Origin of the sequence: Rhizobacter sp. J219 (assembly GCF_024700055.1) — a bacterium.
Classification (GTDB): Bacteria; Pseudomonadota; Gammaproteobacteria; order Burkholderiales; family Burkholderiaceae_C; genus Rhizobacter.
Window position 1 is genome coordinate 2,240,588 of the sequence record NZ_JAJOND010000001.1, and the last position, 19,312, is coordinate 2,259,899.

17 protein-coding genes and 1 pseudogene are annotated in these 19,312 nt (G+C 68.9%); 8 read left to right on the top strand and 10 right to left on the bottom strand.

Going from position 1 to position 19,312, the window contains the following annotated elements; translation table 11 throughout:
* Nucleotides 1-25: 25 nt before the first annotated feature.
* From LRS03_RS10160 to LRS03_RS10190, 7 genes are all read right to left on the bottom strand, one after another.
* Nucleotides 26-2,239, bottom strand: a complete 2,214-nt coding sequence (locus LRS03_RS10160; protein ID WP_257825316.1) for an ATP-binding protein — start codon at nt 2,237-2,239, stop codon at nt 26-28.
* Between the two features lie 121 nt (nt 2,240-2,360).
* The gene (locus tag LRS03_RS10165) at nt 2,361-3,038 is read right to left on the bottom strand and encodes an ABC transporter ATP-binding protein (protein ID WP_257825317.1); all 678 of its coding nucleotides are present in this window, start codon (nt 3,036-3,038) and stop codon (nt 2,361-2,363) included.
* On the bottom strand, nt 3,031-4,287 hold the full coding sequence (locus LRS03_RS10170) for a lipoprotein-releasing ABC transporter permease subunit (protein ID WP_257825318.1): 1,257 nt from the start codon (nt 4,285-4,287) through the stop codon (nt 3,031-3,033). The genes LRS03_RS10165 and LRS03_RS10170 overlap by 8 nt, the downstream gene beginning before the upstream one ends.
* 54 nt (nt 4,288-4,341) lie before the next feature.
* Entirely contained in the window at nt 4,342-5,154 is an 813-nt protein-coding gene (gene folE2, locus LRS03_RS10175; protein ID WP_257825319.1) for a GTP cyclohydrolase FolE2, read from the bottom strand.
* A 111-nt stretch (nt 5,155-5,265) separates the two neighbouring features.
* The gene (dxs, locus tag LRS03_RS10180; protein WP_257825320.1) at nt 5,266-7,149 is read right to left on the bottom strand and encodes a 1-deoxy-D-xylulose-5-phosphate synthase; all 1,884 of its coding nucleotides are present in this window, start codon (nt 7,147-7,149) and stop codon (nt 5,266-5,268) included.
* A 1-nt stretch (nt 7,150) separates the two neighbouring features.
* Nucleotides 7,151-8,041, bottom strand: a complete 891-nt coding sequence (locus LRS03_RS10185; RefSeq protein ID WP_257825321.1) for a polyprenyl synthetase family protein — start codon at nt 8,039-8,041, stop codon at nt 7,151-7,153.
* Nucleotides 8,038-8,280, bottom strand: a complete 243-nt coding sequence (locus tag LRS03_RS10190; RefSeq protein WP_257829478.1) for an exodeoxyribonuclease VII small subunit — start codon at nt 8,278-8,280, stop codon at nt 8,038-8,040. Before LRS03_RS10190 ends, LRS03_RS10185 begins: the two co-directional genes overlap by 4 nt.
* Nucleotides 8,281-8,545: 265 nt before the next feature.
* On the opposite strand from LRS03_RS10190, the gene LRS03_RS10195 reads away from it, so the two are divergent.
* The 4 genes from LRS03_RS10195 to LRS03_RS10210 all read left to right on the top strand — a co-directional run bounded on the left by LRS03_RS10195 (nt 8,546) and on the right by LRS03_RS10210 (nt 11,956).
* The gene (locus tag LRS03_RS10195; RefSeq protein WP_257825322.1) at nt 8,546-9,673 is read left to right on the top strand and encodes an aromatic ring-hydroxylating oxygenase subunit alpha; all 1,128 of its coding nucleotides are present in this window, start codon (nt 8,546-8,548) and stop codon (nt 9,671-9,673) included.
* Nucleotides 9,670-10,575, top strand: coding sequence for a DMT family transporter (locus tag LRS03_RS10200; RefSeq protein WP_308296416.1), 906 nt, complete (start codon nt 9,670-9,672; stop codon nt 10,573-10,575). Before LRS03_RS10195 ends, LRS03_RS10200 begins: the two co-directional genes overlap by 4 nt.
* 4 nt (nt 10,576-10,579) lie before the next feature.
* Nucleotides 10,580-11,422 carry a sulfurtransferase gene (locus tag LRS03_RS10205; RefSeq protein WP_257825323.1) on the top strand — a complete coding sequence of 281 codons (843 nt, stop codon included), beginning with the start codon at nt 10,580-10,582 and terminating at the stop codon, nt 11,420-11,422.
* Between the two features lie 99 nt (nt 11,423-11,521).
* A complete protein-coding gene (locus LRS03_RS10210; protein WP_257825324.1) occupies nt 11,522-11,956 on the top strand; it encodes a universal stress protein in 435 nt (144 codons plus the stop codon).
* 15 nt (nt 11,957-11,971) lie between these two features.
* Here the strand turns inward: LRS03_RS10210 and LRS03_RS10215 are convergent, their stop codons facing one another.
* Nucleotides 11,972-12,748: a ZIP family metal transporter gene (locus LRS03_RS10215; protein WP_257825325.1), complete on the bottom strand. Its 777-nt coding sequence runs from the start codon at nt 12,746-12,748 to the stop codon at nt 11,972-11,974.
* A gap of 87 nt (nt 12,749-12,835) precedes the next feature.
* Complete coding sequence (locus tag LRS03_RS10220; RefSeq protein WP_257825326.1) at nt 12,836-13,708, bottom strand: dienelactone hydrolase family protein; 873 nt, start codon at nt 13,706-13,708, stop codon at nt 12,836-12,838.
* Nucleotides 13,709-14,588: 880 nt separating this feature from the next.
* On the opposite strand from LRS03_RS10220, the pseudogene LRS03_RS10225 reads away from it, so the two are divergent.
* From LRS03_RS10225 to LRS03_RS10240, 4 genes and pseudogenes are all read left to right on the top strand, one after another.
* Nucleotides 14,589-14,963, top strand: a pseudogene (locus LRS03_RS10225) (PAS domain-containing protein); the annotation flags it as partial.
* Between the two features lie 163 nt (nt 14,964-15,126).
* Nucleotides 15,127-16,344 carry a putative bifunctional diguanylate cyclase/phosphodiesterase gene (locus LRS03_RS10230; RefSeq protein WP_257825327.1) on the top strand — a complete coding sequence of 406 codons (1,218 nt, stop codon included), beginning with the start codon at nt 15,127-15,129 and terminating at the stop codon, nt 16,342-16,344.
* 61 nt (nt 16,345-16,405) lie between these two features.
* A complete protein-coding gene (locus LRS03_RS10235) occupies nt 16,406-17,227 on the top strand; it encodes a hypothetical protein (RefSeq protein ID WP_257825328.1) in 822 nt (273 codons plus the stop codon).
* A 72-nt stretch (nt 17,228-17,299) separates the two neighbouring features.
* The gene (locus LRS03_RS10240) at nt 17,300-18,811 is read left to right on the top strand and encodes a Ppx/GppA phosphatase family protein (RefSeq protein WP_257825329.1); all 1,512 of its coding nucleotides are present in this window, start codon (nt 17,300-17,302) and stop codon (nt 18,809-18,811) included.
* A gap of 35 nt (nt 18,812-18,846) precedes the next feature.
* Here LRS03_RS10240 and sixA read toward each other — a convergent pair whose 3' ends face one another.
* Nucleotides 18,847-19,308 (bottom strand): phosphohistidine phosphatase SixA, encoded by a 462-nt coding sequence (gene sixA / locus LRS03_RS10245; RefSeq protein ID WP_257825330.1) that lies wholly within the window; start codon nt 19,306-19,308, stop codon nt 18,847-18,849.
* Nucleotides 19,309-19,312: the final 4 nt, after the last annotated feature.

Below are 19,312 nucleotides of genomic sequence, written 5' to 3' on the forward strand. Positions count from 1 at the left end.
CGCGGCTCGCTCATGGTTCGCGCCCCTACGCTAGCCCCGGCCGCCGCGGCAGCCGCATGTGGAACACGCTGCCCACGCCGGGCTCGCTCTTCAGCCCCACGCTGCCGCCTTGCAGCTCGACCAGCCGACGGGTCAGCGCCAGGCCAAGGCCGGTGCCGCCGTGGGCCTTGGCCAGGCCGGTCTGCACTTGCTGGAAGGGCGTGAAGAGGCGCATTTGGTCGGCCGCGGCAATGCCCACGCCGTTGTCTTCGACCTCGATGCGGAACCAGTCGTTCCCGTCGGCCAGCGCCCGCAGCTGCACCCGGCCGCCGGGCCCGGTGAACTTGATCGCATTGGAGAGGAAGTTGTAGAGCACCTGCTTGAGCCGCGCCGGGTCGAGCACCAGGTCGTCGAGTGCCGGATCGAGCGTGACCTCGACCACGATGCGCTTGCGCTCGGCCTCGGCATGCAGCACGCCAGTCACCTCGTCGACAAGGTTCTTCAGGTCGACCGGCGCCGGCATCAGTTCCATCTTGCCGGCCTCGACCTTGGCGAGGTCGAGCACGTCGTTGATGAGTTGCAGCAGGTGACGGCCGCCGTTGGCGATGTGGCCGAGGTACTCGTCGCGCTTCGGCGAATCGGCCGGCAGCAGCGGCGAACGCAGGATGTCGGCAAAGCCGATCACCGCGTTCAGCGGCGTGCGCAGTTCGTGCGACATGTTGGCGAGGAACTCGCTCTTCACGCGGCTTGCCTCCAGCACCTGGCGGTTCTCGGCTTCCAGCTGCACACGCTGCACCCGCAGCGCTTCGGCTTCGACGCGGTCGGTGATGTCGATCACCATGCCCAAGAGGCGCACCGGCACATCGTTCTCGACGACAAGCATGCCGCTCGTGGCCAGCCAGTGCACGCTGCCGTCGGACCAGACGACGCGGAACTCCTGGCGCCATCGTGGCTTGCGCTGGCGCTGGATGTCTTGCATGTGCAAGTTGACACGCTCGCGGTCGTCGGGGTGCACATGGCGCCAGAAGTCGTCGAGCGTCCACCTCGCGAGCGGCTGGGCGTGGCCGAACGATCGGTCGTGGCGCGCCGAATGCTTGATCTCGCCGGTGCGCAGGTCCATGTCCCAGTCGCCGATCTCGCTGGCGTCGAGCGCCAGGCGCAGCAGCGATTCGCTCTCGGCCCGTGCGGCCTCGGCGCGCAGGCGGGCGTCTTCGCGCTGCTGCAGCAGGGCCTGGGCCTGCACCAGGGCGCGCGCCACGTCGTTGGCTTCGGCCAGCTCGCTGGGCGCGGGCATGGCCGGCTCGCCATGGCCGATGGCCAGCGCCGGCGCCACCAGCGCCTGCACCGGCTCGGCAATGCGCCGTGCCATGAAGCTCGCCAGCCACCAGCCCAGCAGCATGAGCAGCACGCCCGCGACGAACACCAGCCCGAGCCGGCGCGCCAGCTCCATGTGCAGCACCTTCGCCGGCATGCCGATCACGACCGTCCAGCCATAGGCGCTCGATCGGGTGAAACAGGCGATGGTGTCGATGCCGTCGGAGGTGCGGCCGCTGAAGGTGCCTTCGTTGCGCTGGCGCAGCTGCTCCTGCACCACCGGCGCGACGGGTTTGCCGACGAAGTTGGCCTCATCGCGGTTGCGGGCCACGATGTGGCCAGTGAGGTCGAGGATGGCCACCGTCCAGCCGGGATCGAAGCCGTGGCGTTCGATGATCTGTTGGAAGCGGGCCGGCTTGAACACCATCTCCAGCCGGCCGATAGCGCGGTCGTCGCGCACCACCGCGACCGCCACCGCCACCTGCGGCTGGCGCGACACCTGGCCGACGAAGAGATCCGACACGGCCGGCTGCAGGCTCGTCATCACCGCCGGAAAGCGGTCATGCCGCAGCTTCGGCAAGGGCGTGCCGAACGGGTGGGCCACGCTGACGAGCCCCTGCAGCTCGGTGTCGAACAGCACGATGTTGTCGCCGCCGCTGTGCTTGAGCGTTTCGGTCGCGCGTTCGTGGAAGCGGCGGTGGTCTTCTTCGTCGATTCGCGTCGAGGTGGCCAGGGTCTGCAGGATCGCGATGCTGGTGGCCAGCTCACGGTCGGCCTGATGGAGCATCGCGCGGGCCGTCTGCAGCATCGCTTCGAGGCGCGTGTCGCGCTCGCGCTGGTAGGCCGCCCACACCATCACCAGCGCCAGCACCCACCCCGGCACGATGGCCGCGACCACGAGCCAGCGGGTCAGCGCACGAACCGGGCGCGGGCGAAGGGGCGACACGATGGGTGTTCCACGAGGCTTCGGCAAGGACGCCTCGGGTCAGTCTAGCGAGCCGGGGCCCGCTTGTCGCGCGGACGACGGACCAGCGGGCCTGAGCGACGCCACGAAGCCCGTCGGGGCGTCAGTCCACCAGCCGGCCGAGCTGGAGGTGCAGCGTGCGGCCGCAGCGGCCGGCCAGCGCTTCGTCGTGCGTGACCATCACCAGCGCCATGCCGCGGTCGCGCGCCAGGCCGAGCATCAGTTCGAACACGGTGTCGGCGGTGCGCCGGTCGAGGTTGCCGGTGGGCTCGTCGGCCAGCAGGCAGGCGGGGTGGCCGGCCAGTGCCCGGGCGATGGCCACACGCTGCCGCTCGCCGCCCGAGAGCTGCGACGGCCGGTGCTCGACGCGCTCGGCCAGACCCACCTGGGCCAGCACCGCGCGCGCCTGTTCGCGTGCCTCGGGCTTGGGCACGCGGCGGATGCGCAGCGGCATCGCCACGTTGTCGAGCGCGGTGAACTCGGGCAGCAGGTGGTGGAACTGGTAGACGAACCCCAGGTGCTGGTTGCGCCACACGCCCTGCTCGCCGGCGCTCATGCCGGCGAAGCCGCGCCCGGCGAGCTTCACCTCGCCCTGGGTGGGCGATTCGAGCCCGCCCAGCAGGTGCAGCAGCGTGCTCTTGCCGGAACCGGAGGCACCGACGATCGCGAGCGTCTCGCCGCGCTGCACGGTCAGGTCGACACCTTGCAGCACGGCCACGTCGAGCCCGCCTTCGGTGAAGCGCTTGTGCAGGCCGCGGGCCTCGATGACCGCGTCACTCATAGCGCAGCGCCTCCGCCGGTTGCACGCGGCTTGCGCGCCAGCTCGGGTACAGCGTCGCCACGAAGGCGAGCAGCAGCGAGATCAGCGTGATGGGCACGATGTCGGCCGACTGCGGCTCGCTCGGCATCTGGCTGATGAGATAGACGCTGCCCGGCAGGAAACTCGTCTGCAGCAGGCGCTCGATGAAGGGCACGATGGTCCCCACGTTGAAGGCGACCAGCAGGCCACCCAGCACGCCGGTCAGCGTGCCGATCACGCCGGAAGCCGCACCCTGCACCATGAAGACGGCCATGATCGAGCGCGGGCTTGCGCCCAGCGTGCGCAGGATGGCGATGTCGGCGCGTTTGTCGGTCACCGTCATCACGAGCGTGGAGACGAGGTTGAAGGCGGCCACGGCAACGATCAGCGTGAGGATGATGAACATCAGGCGTTTCTCCAGCTGCACCGCGGCGAACCAGTTGCGGTTGGTGCGCGTCCAGTCGCGCACGTACAGCTGCGAGCCCATCGCCGCGCTCAGCTCGTAGGCCACGGTGGGCGCCTGGTGCAGGTCTTTCAGCCGCAGCTGCACACCGGTGGGCCCTTCGACGCGGAAGAGACGCTGGGCATCGTCGAGGTGGATCAGCGCGAGCGTGCTGTCGTATTCGTAGTGGCCGGAGTCGAAGGTGCCGACGACCGTCATCTGCTTGAGCCGCGGCACCACGCCGGCCGGCGTCACTTGGCCGCCGGGAGCGAGCAGGGTCACGTTGTCACCGGCGCGCACGCCCAGCTGGCGTGCAAGTTCGCTGCCGAGCACGACGCCCCACTGGCCGGGCACCAGGCGGGCGAGCGTGCTGTCTTTCAGTTGTGCCGCGAGGTCGGTGACGGTCGCTTCTTCGTTCGGGGAGATGCCGCGCACCACGGCGCCGCGCATCTCGTCGCCGCGGGCGATCAGCGCCTGGGCCGCCACGAAGGGCGCCGCTCCCACGACCTGCGGGTTTTCGCGCGCCTTGGCCGCCGTGGCGCGCCAGTCCGGTAGCCCGGCGCCCTGACCTTCCAGCACCTCGACGTGCGCCACCACCGACAGCATGCGGTCGCGCACCTCCTTCTGGAAGCCGTTCATCACCGACAGCACGATGATCAGCGCCGCCACGCCGAGCGCGATGCCCAGCATGGAGACTCCGGAGATGAAGGAGATGAAGCCGTTGCGGCGACCGACGCGGCCTGCGCGTGTGTAGCGCCAGCCAATCTGCAGTTCGTAAGGCCAGTTCATATGGGCGGGGATGCTAACCGAGGCACCCCGCCTCACCGGCCAGGGAGGCGCAGTTCAGCGCTCTATGCGCGCGTAAGCGGAGTGGTTGTGGATCGACTCGAAGTTCTCCACGTCCACGCTGTAGCGGCCGATGCGCTTGTCGGCATTGAGTCGCAGCGCCACATCGCGCACGAGGTCCTCGACGAACTTCGGGTTCTCGTAGGCGCGCTCGGTGATCCATTTCTCGTCGGATCGCTTGAGCATCGGCCAGATCTCGCTGGAGGCGCTCTCTTCGGCGAAACGCACGAGTTCGCCCCAGCTCACTTCACCCAGCAACTCGGCGCGGATGGTCACGTGCGAGCGCTGGTTGTGGGCGCCGTAGTCGGAGATCTCCTTCGAGCACGGGCACAGCGACTTCACCGGCACCAGCACCTGCGACCACACGATGGTCTGGCCGGCGCGCGCTTCGGCGATCCAGCAGCCTTGGTAGTCGAGCAAGCTCTCCAAGCCCGACACCGGCGCCCGCTTGCGGATGAAGAACGGGAAACGCACTTCCACACGGCCTTCGGTCGCGTGCAGCTTCTGCAGCATCTCGTCGAAATGGCGGCGCAGCGTGGCGGGGTCGAGCGGCTCGTGGAGCGTGTCGAGCCACGCCACGAAGCGAGACATGTGCGTGCCCTTCTGCTCGGCGGGCAGGGCGACGTCCATGTCCCACACGCCGATGGTGGGCTGGGGGGTCTTGCCCATGCGCAGCGTCATGGGAAAGCGCACGTCTTTCACGCCCACGCGCTGGATGGCCAGGTGGCGCTCATCGCGTTCGCTTTGCGTGTCGGGGATGTGGAGCGCGTCTTTCATCAACGCGCTCTTCGCGTCTGTCATGTGATTCATACCAAAACCTCTCAGCCGCCTCGTCCGCGCGGTCTGACTGACTCAGACCCACGAGGATGACAGCAATTCCGTCGCCGCGCTGCCGCGGGGGCTCCCGGTGGCGCGGACTTCTTAACGATTGACGGCGGGCCGCAACAACGCAGGGCGGGCGCCGAAGCGCTTCAAGATCGATTGCTCGATGCCTGCGGCGTCCAGGCCACACAAGCTGAGAAGCTTGGCGGGGTCACCATGCTCGATGAATTCATCGGGCAAGCCCAGACTGAGTACCGGCACTTCGATGCGCGCCGCTTGCAGCGCTTCCTGCACCGCGCTGCCGGCGCCGCCCATCAGGCAGCCTTCTTCCACGGTCACGATTGCATCATGGCTGCGCGCGAGTTCAGTCACGAGCGCGACATCGAGCGGCTTCACGAAGCGCATGTTCGCGACGGTCGCGCCGAGGTTTTCGGCGGCGGCCAAGGCCGGGTAGAGCAAGGTGCCGAAGGCGAGGATCGCGATGCGCTCGCCGCGGCGACGCACCTCGCCCTGGCCCCAGGGCAGCACATCGAGCGTGGGCTGCACGGCGACACCGGCGCCCGAGCCACGCGGGTAGCGCACGGCGGTGGGGTGGTCCTGCTTGAAAGCGCTGGTGAGCAGCTGGCGGGTCTCGTTCTCGTCGGCCGGCGTCAGCACGCTCATGTTGGGAATGCAGCGCAGGTACGAGATGTCGTAGGCGCCGGCGTGCGTGGCACCGTCGGCCCCCACCAGGCCCGCGCGGTCGAGGGCGAACACCACCGGCAGGTTCTGCAGGGCCACGTCGTGGATCAGTTGGTCGTAGGCCCGCTGCAGGAAGGTGGAGTAGATCGCCACCACCGGCTTCATGCCCTCGCAGGCCAGGCCGGCGGCGAAGGTGACGGCATGCTGCTCGGCGATGCCGACGTCGTGGTAGCGCTTGGGGAAGCGCTGCTCGAACTCGACCATGCCCGAGCCCTCGCGCATGGCGGGGGTGATGCCGATCAGGCGCTCGTCGGCCGCGGCCATGTCGCACAGCCACTGGCCGAACACCTGCGTGAACGTCAGCTTGGGCGGGGTGGTCGGCTTCTTCAGGCCTTCGGCCGGGTTGAACTTGCTGGGCCCGTGGTAAGCGATCGGGTCGGCCTCGGCCAGCTTGTAGCCCATGCCCTTCTTGGTGACCACGTGCAGGAACACGGGGCCTTTCATCTCGCGCAGGTTTTCCAGCGTGGGAATCAGCGAGTCGAGGTCGTGGCCGTCGATCGGGCCGAAGTACGTGAAGCCGAACTCCTCGAAGATCGTGCCGGGCACGACCATGCCCTTGGCATGCTCCTCGAAGCGACGGGCCAGCTCGAAGAGAGGCGGCGCGTTCTTCAGCACCGTCTTGGCGGTGTCGCGCGCCGCAGCGTAGAACTTGCCGCTCATCAGGCGGGCGAGGTAGCGGTTGAGCGCCCCCACCGGCGGCGAGATCGACATGTCGTTGTCGTTCAGCACCACCAGCATGTTGGCGCCGGCCACACCGGCGTTGTTGAGGGCCTCGAAGGCCATGCCGGCGGTCATCGCGCCGTCGCCGATCACGGCGACCGAGCGACGGTCTTCGCCGCGCATCTTGGCCGCGACCGCCATGCCGAGTGCAGCCGAGATCGAGGTCGACGAATGCGCGGTGCCGAAGGTGTCGTACTCGCTTTCGTCGCGGCGCGGGAAGCCCGACAACCCACCGTACTGGCGCAGCGTGGACATGCGGTCACGCCGGCCGGTGAGGATCTTGTGCGGGTAGGTCTGGTGGCCCACGTCCCACACGATGCGGTCGTGCGGGGTGTTGAAGACGTGGTGCAGGGCGATGGTGAGTTCAACCGTGCCGAGATTCGATGACAGGTGGCCGCCGGTCTGCGACACGCTTTGCAGCACGTAGTCGCGCAGTTCGACGGCGAGTTGCTTCAGGTCGACGCGCGAGAGCTTGCGCAGGTCGGCCGGGCTCTGGATGGTGTTGAGCAGTGCGTGGTTCATGTCAGCAGTCCCTGTCCACCACTTTGTTGGCGAGGTCGGCGAGCCGGTGTGTGTGGGGCAAGTGGCTGCCCATCAGCGCCGAGAGGGCTTTTTCGCGCAGTTCGCGGGCGTGCCGCCGGGCTGCATCGAGGCCGAGCACCGAGACGTAAGTGGGTTTGTTGGCATGCTGGTCTTTGCCAGCGGTCTTGCCCAGGGTTTCAGACGCCTGGGTCACGTCGAGGATGTCGTCGACCACCTGGAAGGCCAGGCCGATGGCGTCTCCATAGTTCGACAGCGCCTGCCAGGCGACAGGGTCGGCCTGGCCGCAGGCCGCGCCCATCAGCACGCTGCCCTGCAAGAGGGCGCCGGTTTTGCGGTGGTGCATGTCACGCAGCGACTGCTCGTCGAGCGTGACACCGATGCTGGCGAGGTCGATGGCCTGGCCACCGGCCATGCCGGCATGCCCGGCCGACCGCGCCAGCAAGGCGCACAAGCGGGCCTGCAGCGCGGGCGGCACGCCCTGCTCCGGCGTGAGCACCTCGAAGGCGAGGGCCTGCATGGCGTCGCCCGCCAGCATGGCCTGGGCTTCGCCGAACTGCACATGCACGGTCGGCTTGCCCCGGCGCAGCACGTCGTTGTCCATGCAGGGCATGTCGTCGTGGATCAGCGAGTAGGCGTGGATCAGTTCCACCGCACAGGCGGCCCGCAGCGCCGCCTCGCCCTCTGCGCCGTTCACGGCTTCGGCGGCGGCCATCACCAGCAGCGGGCGCAGGCGTTTGCCGCCGTCCAGCACGCCGTAGCGCATGGCCTGGCCGAGGCCTGCCGGCGCCTGCAGTGGCACCCAGGCGGACAGGGCGGATTCGACGGTGTCGAGCTGGGTGCGGCTCCACGTCTCGAAATCGACGACCATCATTCGTTTTTCCACGGCTTGAGTTGGCCCTCTTCGAGCACTTTGACCTGCTGCTCGACCGCGTCGAGCCGCTCGCGGCAGTAGTTGAGCAGGTCGGCGCCTCGGCGGTAGTTCTGCAGCAGCGCATCGAGCGGGAGCTGCCCGCCTTCCATGGCCGCCACCAGGGCTTCCAGCTCGGCCAGGGCTTCTTCGTAGTTCGCGGGCGCCGGGCTGGCAGGCGGGGTAGGAGGAGTCTTGGCCATCTTGGTGCGCAAAGCCGGGATTGTAGTCAGCCGGCACTCCCGCCACGCCCCGGCCAAACGCCTAGCGGGCACGGTGATGCAAGTCAACCACGCACCCCCAAAAGGGCCATCGACATGCCTGGGTACAATCCGCGTCCCTCGCTGAATGACCGGGCTTAGGCATACGTACCGAACCCGTCCGCGCCGTGCGCAGCGATGAGCCCCACCCGAGGCTTGCGGTCCTGGGTGGCACGTTCACCATCGGTCAAAAGGAAACCTCGGGATCATGTCTGACCTGAGCCTTGCTCTCCCCGCTCTGGGGCCCTCTCGCCTGGAGCACCCTCGCCTCCAGCTCCCCGTCTCCTCGTATTTCGACGACGACCTCCATCGTCGCGAGATGGAGCTGATGTTCCAGCATGGCCCGCGCTACCTCGGGCACGAACTCGCCGTGCCGGAGGTCGGCGACCACTACGCCCTGCCGCAGGAAGGCGAAGGCCGCGCGCTGGTACGCACCTCACAAGGTGTGGAGCTGATCTCCAACGTCTGCCGCCATCGCCAGGCCGTGATGCTGAAGGGCCGAGGCCATACCGGGGCCAACATCGTCTGCCCGCTGCACCGCTGGACCTACGACCTGAAGGGCCAGCTGCTCGGTGCCCCGCACTTCCAGCAGGACCCTTGCCTGCACCTCAACCGGTACAAGACCCGTACCTGGAACGGGATGATCTTCGAGGACAACGGCCGCGACATCGCCGCCGAACTGGCCACCCTCGGCCCGCGTGCCGACCTCGACTTCAGCGGCTACGTGCTCGACAAGGTGCACATGCACGAGTGCGACTACAACTGGAAGACCTTCATCGAGGTCTACCTCGAGGACTACCACGTCGGCCCGTTCCACCCGGGGCTCTCGCAGTTCGTGACCTGCGACGACCTGGCCTGGGAGTTCGGCCGCCACCACTCGGTGCAGACGGTGGGCGTGAACAAGGGCTTCGCCAAGGCCGGCTCGGCCACCTACCTCAAGTGGCACGAGGCGGTGCTGAAGTTCCGCGATGGTGTGCCGCCGAAGCAGGGTGCGATATGGCTCACCTACTACCCGAACATCATGGTCGAGTGGTACCCGCACGTGCTGGTGGTGTCGACGCTCTACCCCAAGGGCCCGCAGAAGACGCTCAACGTGGTGGAGTTCTTCTACCCTGAAGAGATCACCGCCTTCGAGCGCGAGTTCGTCGAGGCGCAGCAGGCGGCCTACCTGGAAACCTGCGTTGAAGACGACGAGATCGCGCTGCGCATGGACGCCGGCCGCAAGGCGCTGTGGGAACGCGGCGACAACGAAGCCGGGCCCTACCAGTCGCCGATGGAATACGGGATGGAGGAATTCCATGCCTGGTACAGGCGAACGATGAACTTCAAAGGGTGAGTTCGCGCCTGTCCGCGCCGGTGCTGATGGTGCTGGCGTCCTTCCTCTTCGCCACCATGAGCGTGTGCGTGAAGCTCGCGAGCGAGCTGTACGGAACCGCCGAGATCGTCTTCTACCGCGGCATGGTGGGCGCCGTCGTGCTGTTCTTCGTTGCCAAACGCCAGGGGGGCACACTGCGCACCGCGGTTCCGGCCATGCACTTCTGGCGCAGCGTGAGCGGCGTGCTGGCGCTCGGCCTGTGGTTCTATGCCATCGGCAACCTGCCGCTGGCCACCGCGATGACGCTCAACTACATGTCGTCGGTCTGGATGGCGCTCTTTCTCATCGGCGGGGCGGTGATGCTCGGTACCTCGAGGGTCGACGGCCGGCTGGTGGCCACCGTGCTGCTGGGCTTCGTGGGCGTGGCGCTGATCCTGCGGCCCACCATCGAGCAGAACCAGCTCTGGCACGGCCTGATCGGCCTGATGTCGGGCATCCTCGCCGCCACGGCCTACTTGCAGGTCACGGCGCTCGGCCGCGCCGGCGAGCCGGTGTACCGCATCGTTTTCTACTTCTCGCTCGGCGGCATGCTGCTCGGACTGGTCACCACCTTCGCCAGCGGCGGCCTCACGCAGCACACCACCTGGCAGGGCCCGGTGCTTCTGCTGGCGGTCGGCGCGCTCGCCACCGTGGCGCAGATGATGATGACGCGTGCCTACGGAGTGGGCCGGCCATTGGTGAACGCCAGCCTGCAGTACCTGGGCATCGCCTTCTCGTTCGTCTACGGTGCGCTGCTCTTTCACGACAAGATCACCTGGATGGCCGTGCTCGGCATGTGCTTCATCGTCGCCTCGGGTCTGGGCGCCACGATGCTGCGCAGCCGCACCGCCTTCAAGGACACCACCACCCCCACCGAAAGCTGAGCCCATGCACCCCTTGATCAGCGCCGCCGACCTGCGCGCGTGGCTCGCCCGCCGCCCCGAGACCGTGCTGCTCGATTGCAGCTTCGACCTGGCCGACCCCTCGGCCGGCGAACGGGCCTACGCCGAGGCCCATCTGCCCGGCGCACGCTACGCGCACCTCGATCGCGACCTCTCCGCCCCCAAGACCGGCCGCAATGGCCGCCATCCGCTGCGCGACCGGCCGGCCTACGCCGCCTGGATGGGCCGCATGGGCGTCGCGCCCGGCGTGCCGGTGATCGCCTACGACCGCCAGGGCGGCATGTTCGCGGTGCGGGCCTGGTGGGTGCTGCGCTGGATGGGGCATGCCGACGTGGCCCTGCTCGACGGCGGCCTGCCGGCGTGGCAGGCCGAAGGGAATGCGGTGACGGCCGATGTCCCCGCCGAGCGCCCGGCCCCGGCCTACCCCGACCTGCCTCCCGCCATGCCCCGCATCGACGCCGCCCAGCTGCAACCACGCCTCGGCGAGGTGCAGATGCTCGACGCCCGCGCACCCGAGCGCTACCGCGGCGAGGTCGAGCCGCTCGATCCGGTGGCCGGCCACATCCCCGGAGCGCTCAACCGCTTCTTCAAGGACAACCTGCAGCCCGACGGCCGCTTCAAGCCGGCCGAACAACTCAAACGCGAGTTCGAGGCCCTGATCGACACCGAGCGCCCCGTCGTGCACATGTGCGGCTCTGGCGTCACCGCCTGCCACAACCTCCTGGCGATGGAAGTCGCCGGGCTCGGCCGCTCCCGCCTCTACCCCGGCTCCTGGAGCGAGTGGTGCAGCGACCCTTCGCGGCCGGTGGCCAAGGGTGCCGCCGCGTAGGCGTTGACCTACGTCAGCTCACAGCCCGCTGCGGTTGACCCGTCACCCCGGCGGCGATAAGTTCAGGCCGAACGCCACCGTTCGCCACTGGAGCTGACCATGTTCAAGCGCATCCTGGTTCCCACCGACGGCTCGGACATCACCCAAAAAGCCGTGGCCTCCGCCATCACCCTGGCGAAGTCCGTCAACGCCACGCTGTACACGCTGAGCGTCAAGGAACCCTTCCCCTACAGCGCCATCTCCGAGATGCAGCCCACGCCGCCGCAGGAGTTCTTCGACGCGCAGGAGCGCATAGCCGCGGCGCGGGTGAAGGAGGTGCGCGACCTCGCCAGCGCCGGCGGCCTCCCGTGCGAGGCCCACACCGTGGAAGCCCTGCACCCCTGGGAAGCCATCATCGACCACGCCAAGCGCCACGAGTGCGACCTGATCGTGATGGCGTCCCACGGCCGGCGCGGCGTGACGGCCCTGCTGCTCGGCAGCGAGACGCAGAAGGTGCTCACGCACACCAACATCCCCGTGCTGGTCGTGCGCTGAGCACCGCTGTTCAGTTCAGTGGTGGTGCAGGCCCCGCACCACCAGCACGATCACCACCATGCCCACCGCCAGCCAGGCGAGCTGGGCAAGGGTGTCACGCAGCGTCAGGCGGTGTTGCAACTGCGGGATGAGGTCGGCCACCGCCACATAGATGAAGCTGCTCGCCGCCACGACCAGCAGGTAGGGGAAGAGGTCGACCCACGGCCCGACGATGAAGTAGCCGAGCACGCCACCCGCCACCGCCGCGAGGCCCGACATCGCGTTGTAGAGCAGCGCCTTCGAGCGCGACAGGCCCGCGTTGAGCAGCACGATGTAGTCGCCCACCTCCTGCGGAATCTCGTGCGCGATCACCGCCAGCGCGGTGACGATGCCCACCTGCGTGTCGGTCAGGAAGGCCGCGGCGATGATCACGCCGTCGCAGAAGTTGTGGATGCTGTCGCCCAGCAACACGGTCCAGCCACCCCGGCCGGCCTGCTGGCGGTCGAAGTGGTGATGGTGGTGGTGGCCATCGCCCTCGTGGTGGTGGCTGTGCCGGTACAACTCGGCCTTTTCCAGCAGGAAGAAGAAGATCAGGCCCGCGAGCAGCGTGGCAAACAGCGCCTGCGGGCTCGCCTGGCTCTCGAAGGCCTCGGGCAGCATATTGAGCAGCGCGGTCGCGAGCAGCACGCCTGCCGACAGGCTCACCAGGTGGTGCACCACGCGGCTGAGCACGCCGACCGTGAGGCTGGCGGCGATCAGCACCGAGAGCAGGCCGCCAGCGAGCGTGGCCACGAGGATGTAGAGGAGCGTCATGGGATCACAAAAAAAGCCGCGAGAAACCTCGGCCCACGCAAAAAAAGCCGCGCGGGGTGCGCGGCTCGTTTTCGAAAGACGCAGGTTTCAGGCCACGCCGTTCGCCTTGAACCAGGCCACCGCGCGCTTCCAGCCGTCAACGGCTGCTTCCTTGCGGTAGCTCGGCCGGTAGTCGGCGTGGAAGGCATGCGGCGTGTCGGGGTAGACCACGAACTCCGACTTCTTGGCCGCAGCGCTGCCAGTGCTCAAGGCAGTTTTCATCTTATCAACCGTGTCAACCGGGATGCCGGTGTCGGCGCCGCCGTAGAGGCCCAGCACCGGGCCGTTGAGCTTGGCCGCCAGGTCCACCGGGTGCGCCGGCGTCAGCGGCGTGCTGTTGCCCACCAGCCGGCCGTACCAGGCCACGCCGGCCTTCACGGCCGGGTTGTGCGCGGTGTAGAGCCAGGTGATGCGGCCGCCCCAGCAGAAGCCGGTGACGCCGAGCCTGGCGGTGTCGCCGCCGTTGCCCCTGGCCCAGGCGACGGTGGCATCGAGGTCGCGCATCACCTGCTCGTCGGGCACCTTGGCGATCACCTCGCTCATCAGCTTGGCGATCTCGGTGTACGACTTCGCGTCGCCCTGGCGCACGAAAAGCTCGGGGGCGATAGCGAGATAGCCGAGCTTGGCGAAGCGGCGCGCCACGTCGGCAATGTGCTCGTGCACGCCGAAGATCTCCGAGATCACGAGAACGACGGGCAGGCCCGTCTTGCCGGCCGGTGCTGCGCGGTAGGCGGGCATCTTGAAGTCGCCCACGGCGATCGTCACCTCGCCGGCGGTGAGGCCGTCGGTGTCGGTCTTGATCGTCTGTGCGGTCACCGGCAACACCGCGGCGGCAAAACCGCTGCCCACGGCCGTCTGCATGAAGCCGCGGCGGTTGAAGTCGCGGCTGGGGGTCAGGCTGTCCAGGTCCTTGCTGAGCATGGGGGTCTCCGAAGGGGGTGGTGGGAAGGATGGGGCGAAGAGCGAGGCCGCGATTCTAGGAAGCGGCGTGAAACAGTGCACAGCCAGGGGCTCACCCCGTGCCTGCGGGGGCATCACGCGGCGCCTCGAAAAACGGCATTTTTCGCGCCACGCCCGGCGCGCATGCAGACACACCCTTGCGCGGCCCCGCCGCAGCGGCAATCCTCGCCCATTCGCTGCTCTGCCCTGCCCGTCCACCGTGCGAGAAACACTGGCCTCCGTCGTCGACAGCGCGCCTTTGACCGAGGCCGAACCGTCCGAGCTGGCCGGCTCCCCGGCGAAGGACATGCGCGGCCGCCTGCGCGCGATGCAGGTGCAGGCGGTGCTCACGCTCACGCCGGTGGTGGCGGTGTCGTACCTGATCGGCACCGTCACCCTGTGCTGGACCTTTCGCGACAACGCACCCCTCTGGGCCCTGGCGACCTGGGCCGCCCTGGTGTTCCTGACCGTCGGCTGGGGCGCACACGCCTGGTGGCGCTGGCGCTCGGCACCGCCACCGGCGCAGGCCTCGCGCCGCGCCACCAACCGCACCACGCTGCACGCCATCTTGCTGGGCCTGCTGTGGGCGGTGCCGCTGCCCTTCTTGGCCGCGCTGGCCTCGCCCTCGCAGTTCCTGGTGCTGACCGCCATCACGGTGGGCATCGTCTGCGCAGGCGCCACGGCGCTGGCGCCGATCCGCCGCGCGGGCACGGCCTTCCCGCTGGTCGTGTCGGTCGGGGCCGCCATCGCGCTGACCCAACTCAACTCCGATGCGGCCGGCACGCTGGCGGGACTGCTGCTCGCCTACCTGCTGGTGATGCTCTACGGCGTGCTGTCGTGGTCGCGCATGTTCAAGGCCCGCATGGTGGCCGAGCTGCGCGCCGACGAGCACCGCGAAACGATCGGCCTCCTGCTGCGCGACTTCGAACAGAACGCAGCCGACGTGCTGTGGGAGATCGACGCCGAAGGCCGCCTCGTGCGCGTGTCGCGCCGCATGGCGCGGCTCTTCAGCCGCTCGCAGAGCGCCCTCGAAGGCCGGCTGCTGGTCGAACTGCTGGCGCGCCGCCAGCGCCGCCTGCCGACGGCCAGCGCCGGTGAAGGCGCCGCAGCGCTCAAGAAGCTCGCCAAGCACCTCGAAGACGGCACGCCCTTCGGTCACATCGAGCTGCCGGTGTGGCTGTCGCAGCGCACCGTGTGGTGGTCCCTCACCGCCAAGCCGGTCGACGGCGGCGGCTGGCGCGGCGTGGTCGCCAACGTGACCGCGGCCCGCGAAGCCCAGCAGCACGTGTGGCAGCTCGCCCATTTCGACAGCGTCACCAACCTCAGCAACCGCCACCGCTTCCGCATCGAAACTCGACGCCGCGCTGGAGAGCGTGCGCCAGACCGGCGAGCAGTGCGCCGTGCTGTGCCTCGACCTCGACGGCTTCAAGACCGTCAACGACGCCCTCGGCCACGACATGGGCGACATGCTGCTGCGCGTGGTGGGCCAGCGCCTCGAAGCCTCGCGCCGTACCGGCGACATCGTGGCGCGCCTCGGCGGCGACGAATTCGGCCTCATCGTGCGCGAGATCAACACGCCGGATGAAGTGGCCCTCGTCGCCGGCCGCGTGCTCTATGCGCTGAGCAAACCCTGCGAGATCGGCGGGGTGACGGTGCCGCTCGGCGCGAGCCTGGGCATCGCCATCGCCCCGCGCGACGGACTCGAAGCCGACGTGCTGCTCAAGCACGCCGACCTCGCGCTCTACGCCGCCAAGGCCGCTGGCCGCGGCCAGTTCAGCTTCTACACGCACAGCATGGAGGCGCGCGTCGTCAAGCGCCTGGGGCTTGAGCGCGCGCTGCGCGAGGCCATTCCGGGCCAGCAGCTGCGTCTCGTCTTCCAGCCGCAGATCCGCCTGGGCGACAACCGGGTCAGCGCCTTCGAGGCCCTGCTGCGCTGGACGCACCCCGAGCTGGGCGACGTGCCGCCGCAGGAGTTCATCCCCGTGGCCGAAGAGGCCGGGATCATCCATGACATCGGCAAATGGGTGCTGCACCAGGCCTGCAAGGAGGCACGTGCCTGGCCCGACGCGGTGCGCGTGGCGGTGAACCTGTCGCCGCTGCAGGTGATGGCACGCGACCTGCGCGCCGACGTGGCGCACGCCTTGGCCACGAGCGGCCTGCCGTCCGACCGGCTGGAGATCGAGATTACCGAGTCGGTGCTGATGGGCGACAGCCACACCACGCTCGCCAAGCTGCACGCCCTGCGCGAGCTCGGCGTGCGCATCGCGCTCGACGACTTCGGCACCGGCTACTCGTCGCTCGCCTACCTGCGCCGCTTCCCGTTCGACCAACTCAAGATCGACCGCAGTTTCGTGCGCGAGATCGTCACCCGCCCCGATGCGCGCGCCATCGTGCGCGCCACGATCGAGATGGCCAACGCCCTGCGCATGGAGACGCTCGCCGAAGGCGTGGAAGACGAGCGCGCCGTCGACGTGCTGCGCGAACAACAGTGCGGCGCGGTGCAGGGCTACCTGATCTCGCCGCCGATCCACCACGGCGACGTGCTCGACTTCCTGCGCGCCCGGGGCGAAGCACCGGAGCCAGCATCACGGCCCGCCGGCGACCGCACGGCCGCTTGACGAAGCTCCTCCGTGGGCTGCGGTACGCTTGCGGCCCGTGTCTGACTAACAAAAGAATCTCATGGTCAAAATCTGGAAGCTGCTGCTCGCCGTGATGGCGACGGCTGTGTTGGCGGGTTGTGCCGGACCCCTGAAGCAGAAGTTCGAGCCTGACAACAAAGTCTGCGGCGCATCGCCGTGCGCTGCGCTGGGCACGATCTACACCACCAGCTATTTCCAGGAGCGCTTCCTGCTCAGGCACATTGCAGGGCAAGTCGTCGGTGGCGCCGTCGGTGGCGCCATCGCCGCCACCGCGCCCGGCGCGCAGCCCGCTCAAACGAATCCGCGGCTCGAGGTCAACGACTTCGAGAAGAACCTCGGCGTCTTCGACACCACTCAATACTTTTCCCAGGCGCTGCAGAAACACCTCGGCACGCTCCCGCAGCTAGGCATCAAGTTCGTGGAGGACGGCCCGGCCAAGGAACAGATCCAGGCGCAAGTCCGCGCCACCTCGGGGTGGGCGCCCCATGTCGTCGACCCTAAAACCGGCGACAAGCTCACCAACGTGGCCGCCTTCCGGGTGAAGTACGGCATGGGTGCTCGGGTGGGCAACGAGCAACTCGGGTTCCGCAAGTCCTATCGCCCCTTCGTGCAAGTGGTCGGTCAAGTCAGGAACCTTCCGAGCGGCAAACTCGCCTGGGCCGACATGGTCCTGGTGTTCGGCCCCCAGCGCTTTGTCGGCTCCGCGGCGGATGCGGACAGGGTGAACACCGACGAACTGCGCACGACGCTTCAGGCCGTTTGCCAGGAAGCAGCCGCTCTGCTAGTCAAGAGCCTGAGCGGCGAGCAGCTACCGGAAATGCCCGAGATCGTCGACGCCAACACGACCGATTGGGAGTTCTGAGTCGCAGAGGCTCAGCACCAAAAGGCCGCGCTCATCGCGTTCTGTCGCGCCGCAGCACGCACAATCGAGGTCATGACTGACTCGCTACCGCCGCCCTCCGGCGTGCTCGCGGCCATCGACATGGGCTCCAACAGCTTCCGGCTGGAAATCGCCCAGCTGAGCCCCGGCCGCTACAAACGCATCGACTACCTGAAGGAGACCGTGCGCCTGGGCGCCGGGCTCGACGAGCAGGGCCTGCTCACCGAAGACGCGATGCAGCGCGGCCTGGCCTGCCTGCAGCGCTTTGCCAAACGGCTGGAAGGAGTGCCGTCGCAGCACATCCGCGCGGTGGCCACGCAGACGCTGCGCGAGGCGCGCAATCGCGATGCCTTCCTGCTGCGCGCCCGCGCCGCGCTCGGCCAGCCGATCGAGGTGATCTCGGGCCGCGAAGAGGCCCGGCTCATCTTCGCCGGCGTCGCCCGGCTGCAACCGTCGGACGAATGGCGCCTGGTGATCGACATCGGCGGCCGCTCCACCGAGATGATCCTCGGCCAGGGCCGCATGCCGCTGCGCGCTGAGTCGTTCCAGGTCGGCAGCGTGAGCCTGTCCATGCGCTACTTCGGCGACGGGCGTTTCACCGAAGGTGCCTTCCGCGCCGCGCAGGTGGCAGCCGGTGCCGAGCTGGAAGAAGCCCTCGCCCCCTTCGCCTCACGCCATTGGCGCGAGGCCCTCGGCTCCTCGGGCACGGCCGGTGCGGTGTCGCAGCTGCTGGCCGCCAGCGGCATCACCGACGGCGTGATCACACCCGACGGCCTGCGCTGGTGCATGGAGCAATGCCTGCGCGCCGGCCGCATCGACAAGCTCAGCCTGCCCGGCCTGAAAGAGGACCGGCGCGCCGTCATCGGCGGCGGGCTGTCGATCCTCTACACGCTGGCCACGCATTTCGACATCGCCGAGCTGCAGCCCGCCCGCGGGGCCCTGCGCCAGGGCGTGATCTACGACCTCGACGAGCGCCTGAGCGCCGCGGCCGGCGGTACCAGGCCCAGCCTGGACGCCCGCGACGCCTCGGTGGCCGAGCTGCAGCAGCGGTTCGAGGTCGACGTGCCCCAGGCCCGGCGCGTGGCCGATGTGGCGCTCGCGCTGCACGCCGCCGTGACCCCGAGCGCCGACCCGGCCCTCGCCCGCGAGCTGGGCTGGGCCGCCGCTCTGCACGAGCTGGGCATGATGGTCTCGCACCACGACCACCACCGCCACAGCGCCTACCTGCTCGGCCATGTCGACGCGGCCGGCTTCTCGCAGTCGCAGCAGCGCCGCCTCGCCGACCTGGTGCTCGCCCAGCGCGGCGGCCTGCGCAAGGTGGAAGCGCAGCTGGCGCAGGAGACTTTTGCCTGGCAGGCGCTGTGCCTGCGGCTCGCCATCATCCTGTGCCACGCACGCACCGGCGCGCAGGCCGAGGTGCTGACGCTGCAGCGCCGCGGCACGCAGGCCGAGCTTGCCGTGCCGCCGGGATGGGCCGCCACGCACCCGCGCACGCTCTTCCTGCTCAACGAAGAAGCCGCAGTGTGGGAACGCAGCGGTGCGCTGCGCCTGCAGATCCAGGCCTGAAGCGGTCGCGCAGGGCCGCCCGGCCGTTCAGGCCCTCACAGGCAGTCGGGTGACTGCACCGCCTGCAGCACCACCTGGCTGCCGCTCTCGCGTTCGCGGCTGCGCAGCCACCAGACAGCGCCCTTCTTGATGACCCAGCTCTGGGCCACTTCGCCCAGCAGCAGCGCGGCCACGTGGCCGAGGGTCGGCTGGTGCCCCACCACCAGCACCGGTTCGTTCGATTCGGGCCAGCGTGCCGCCGAGAGCACCGCAGTCGCCGAGGCATCGGGCGCGATCGCCTTCACCGTCTTGAAGCTGCGCTCGAGCGCCTTGGCGGTCTGCTGGGTGCGCACCGCCGGGCTCACGAGGATGCGCGTGGAATGTGCGAGGCGATGGTTGAGCCATTCGGCCATGCGCTGCGCCTGGCGCTCGCCCTTGGGCGTGAGCGGGCGGTCGAGGTCGTCCAGCCCTTCGCGTTCGGGCACCGCCTCGGCGTGGCGCCACAGGATCAGGTCCATCGTT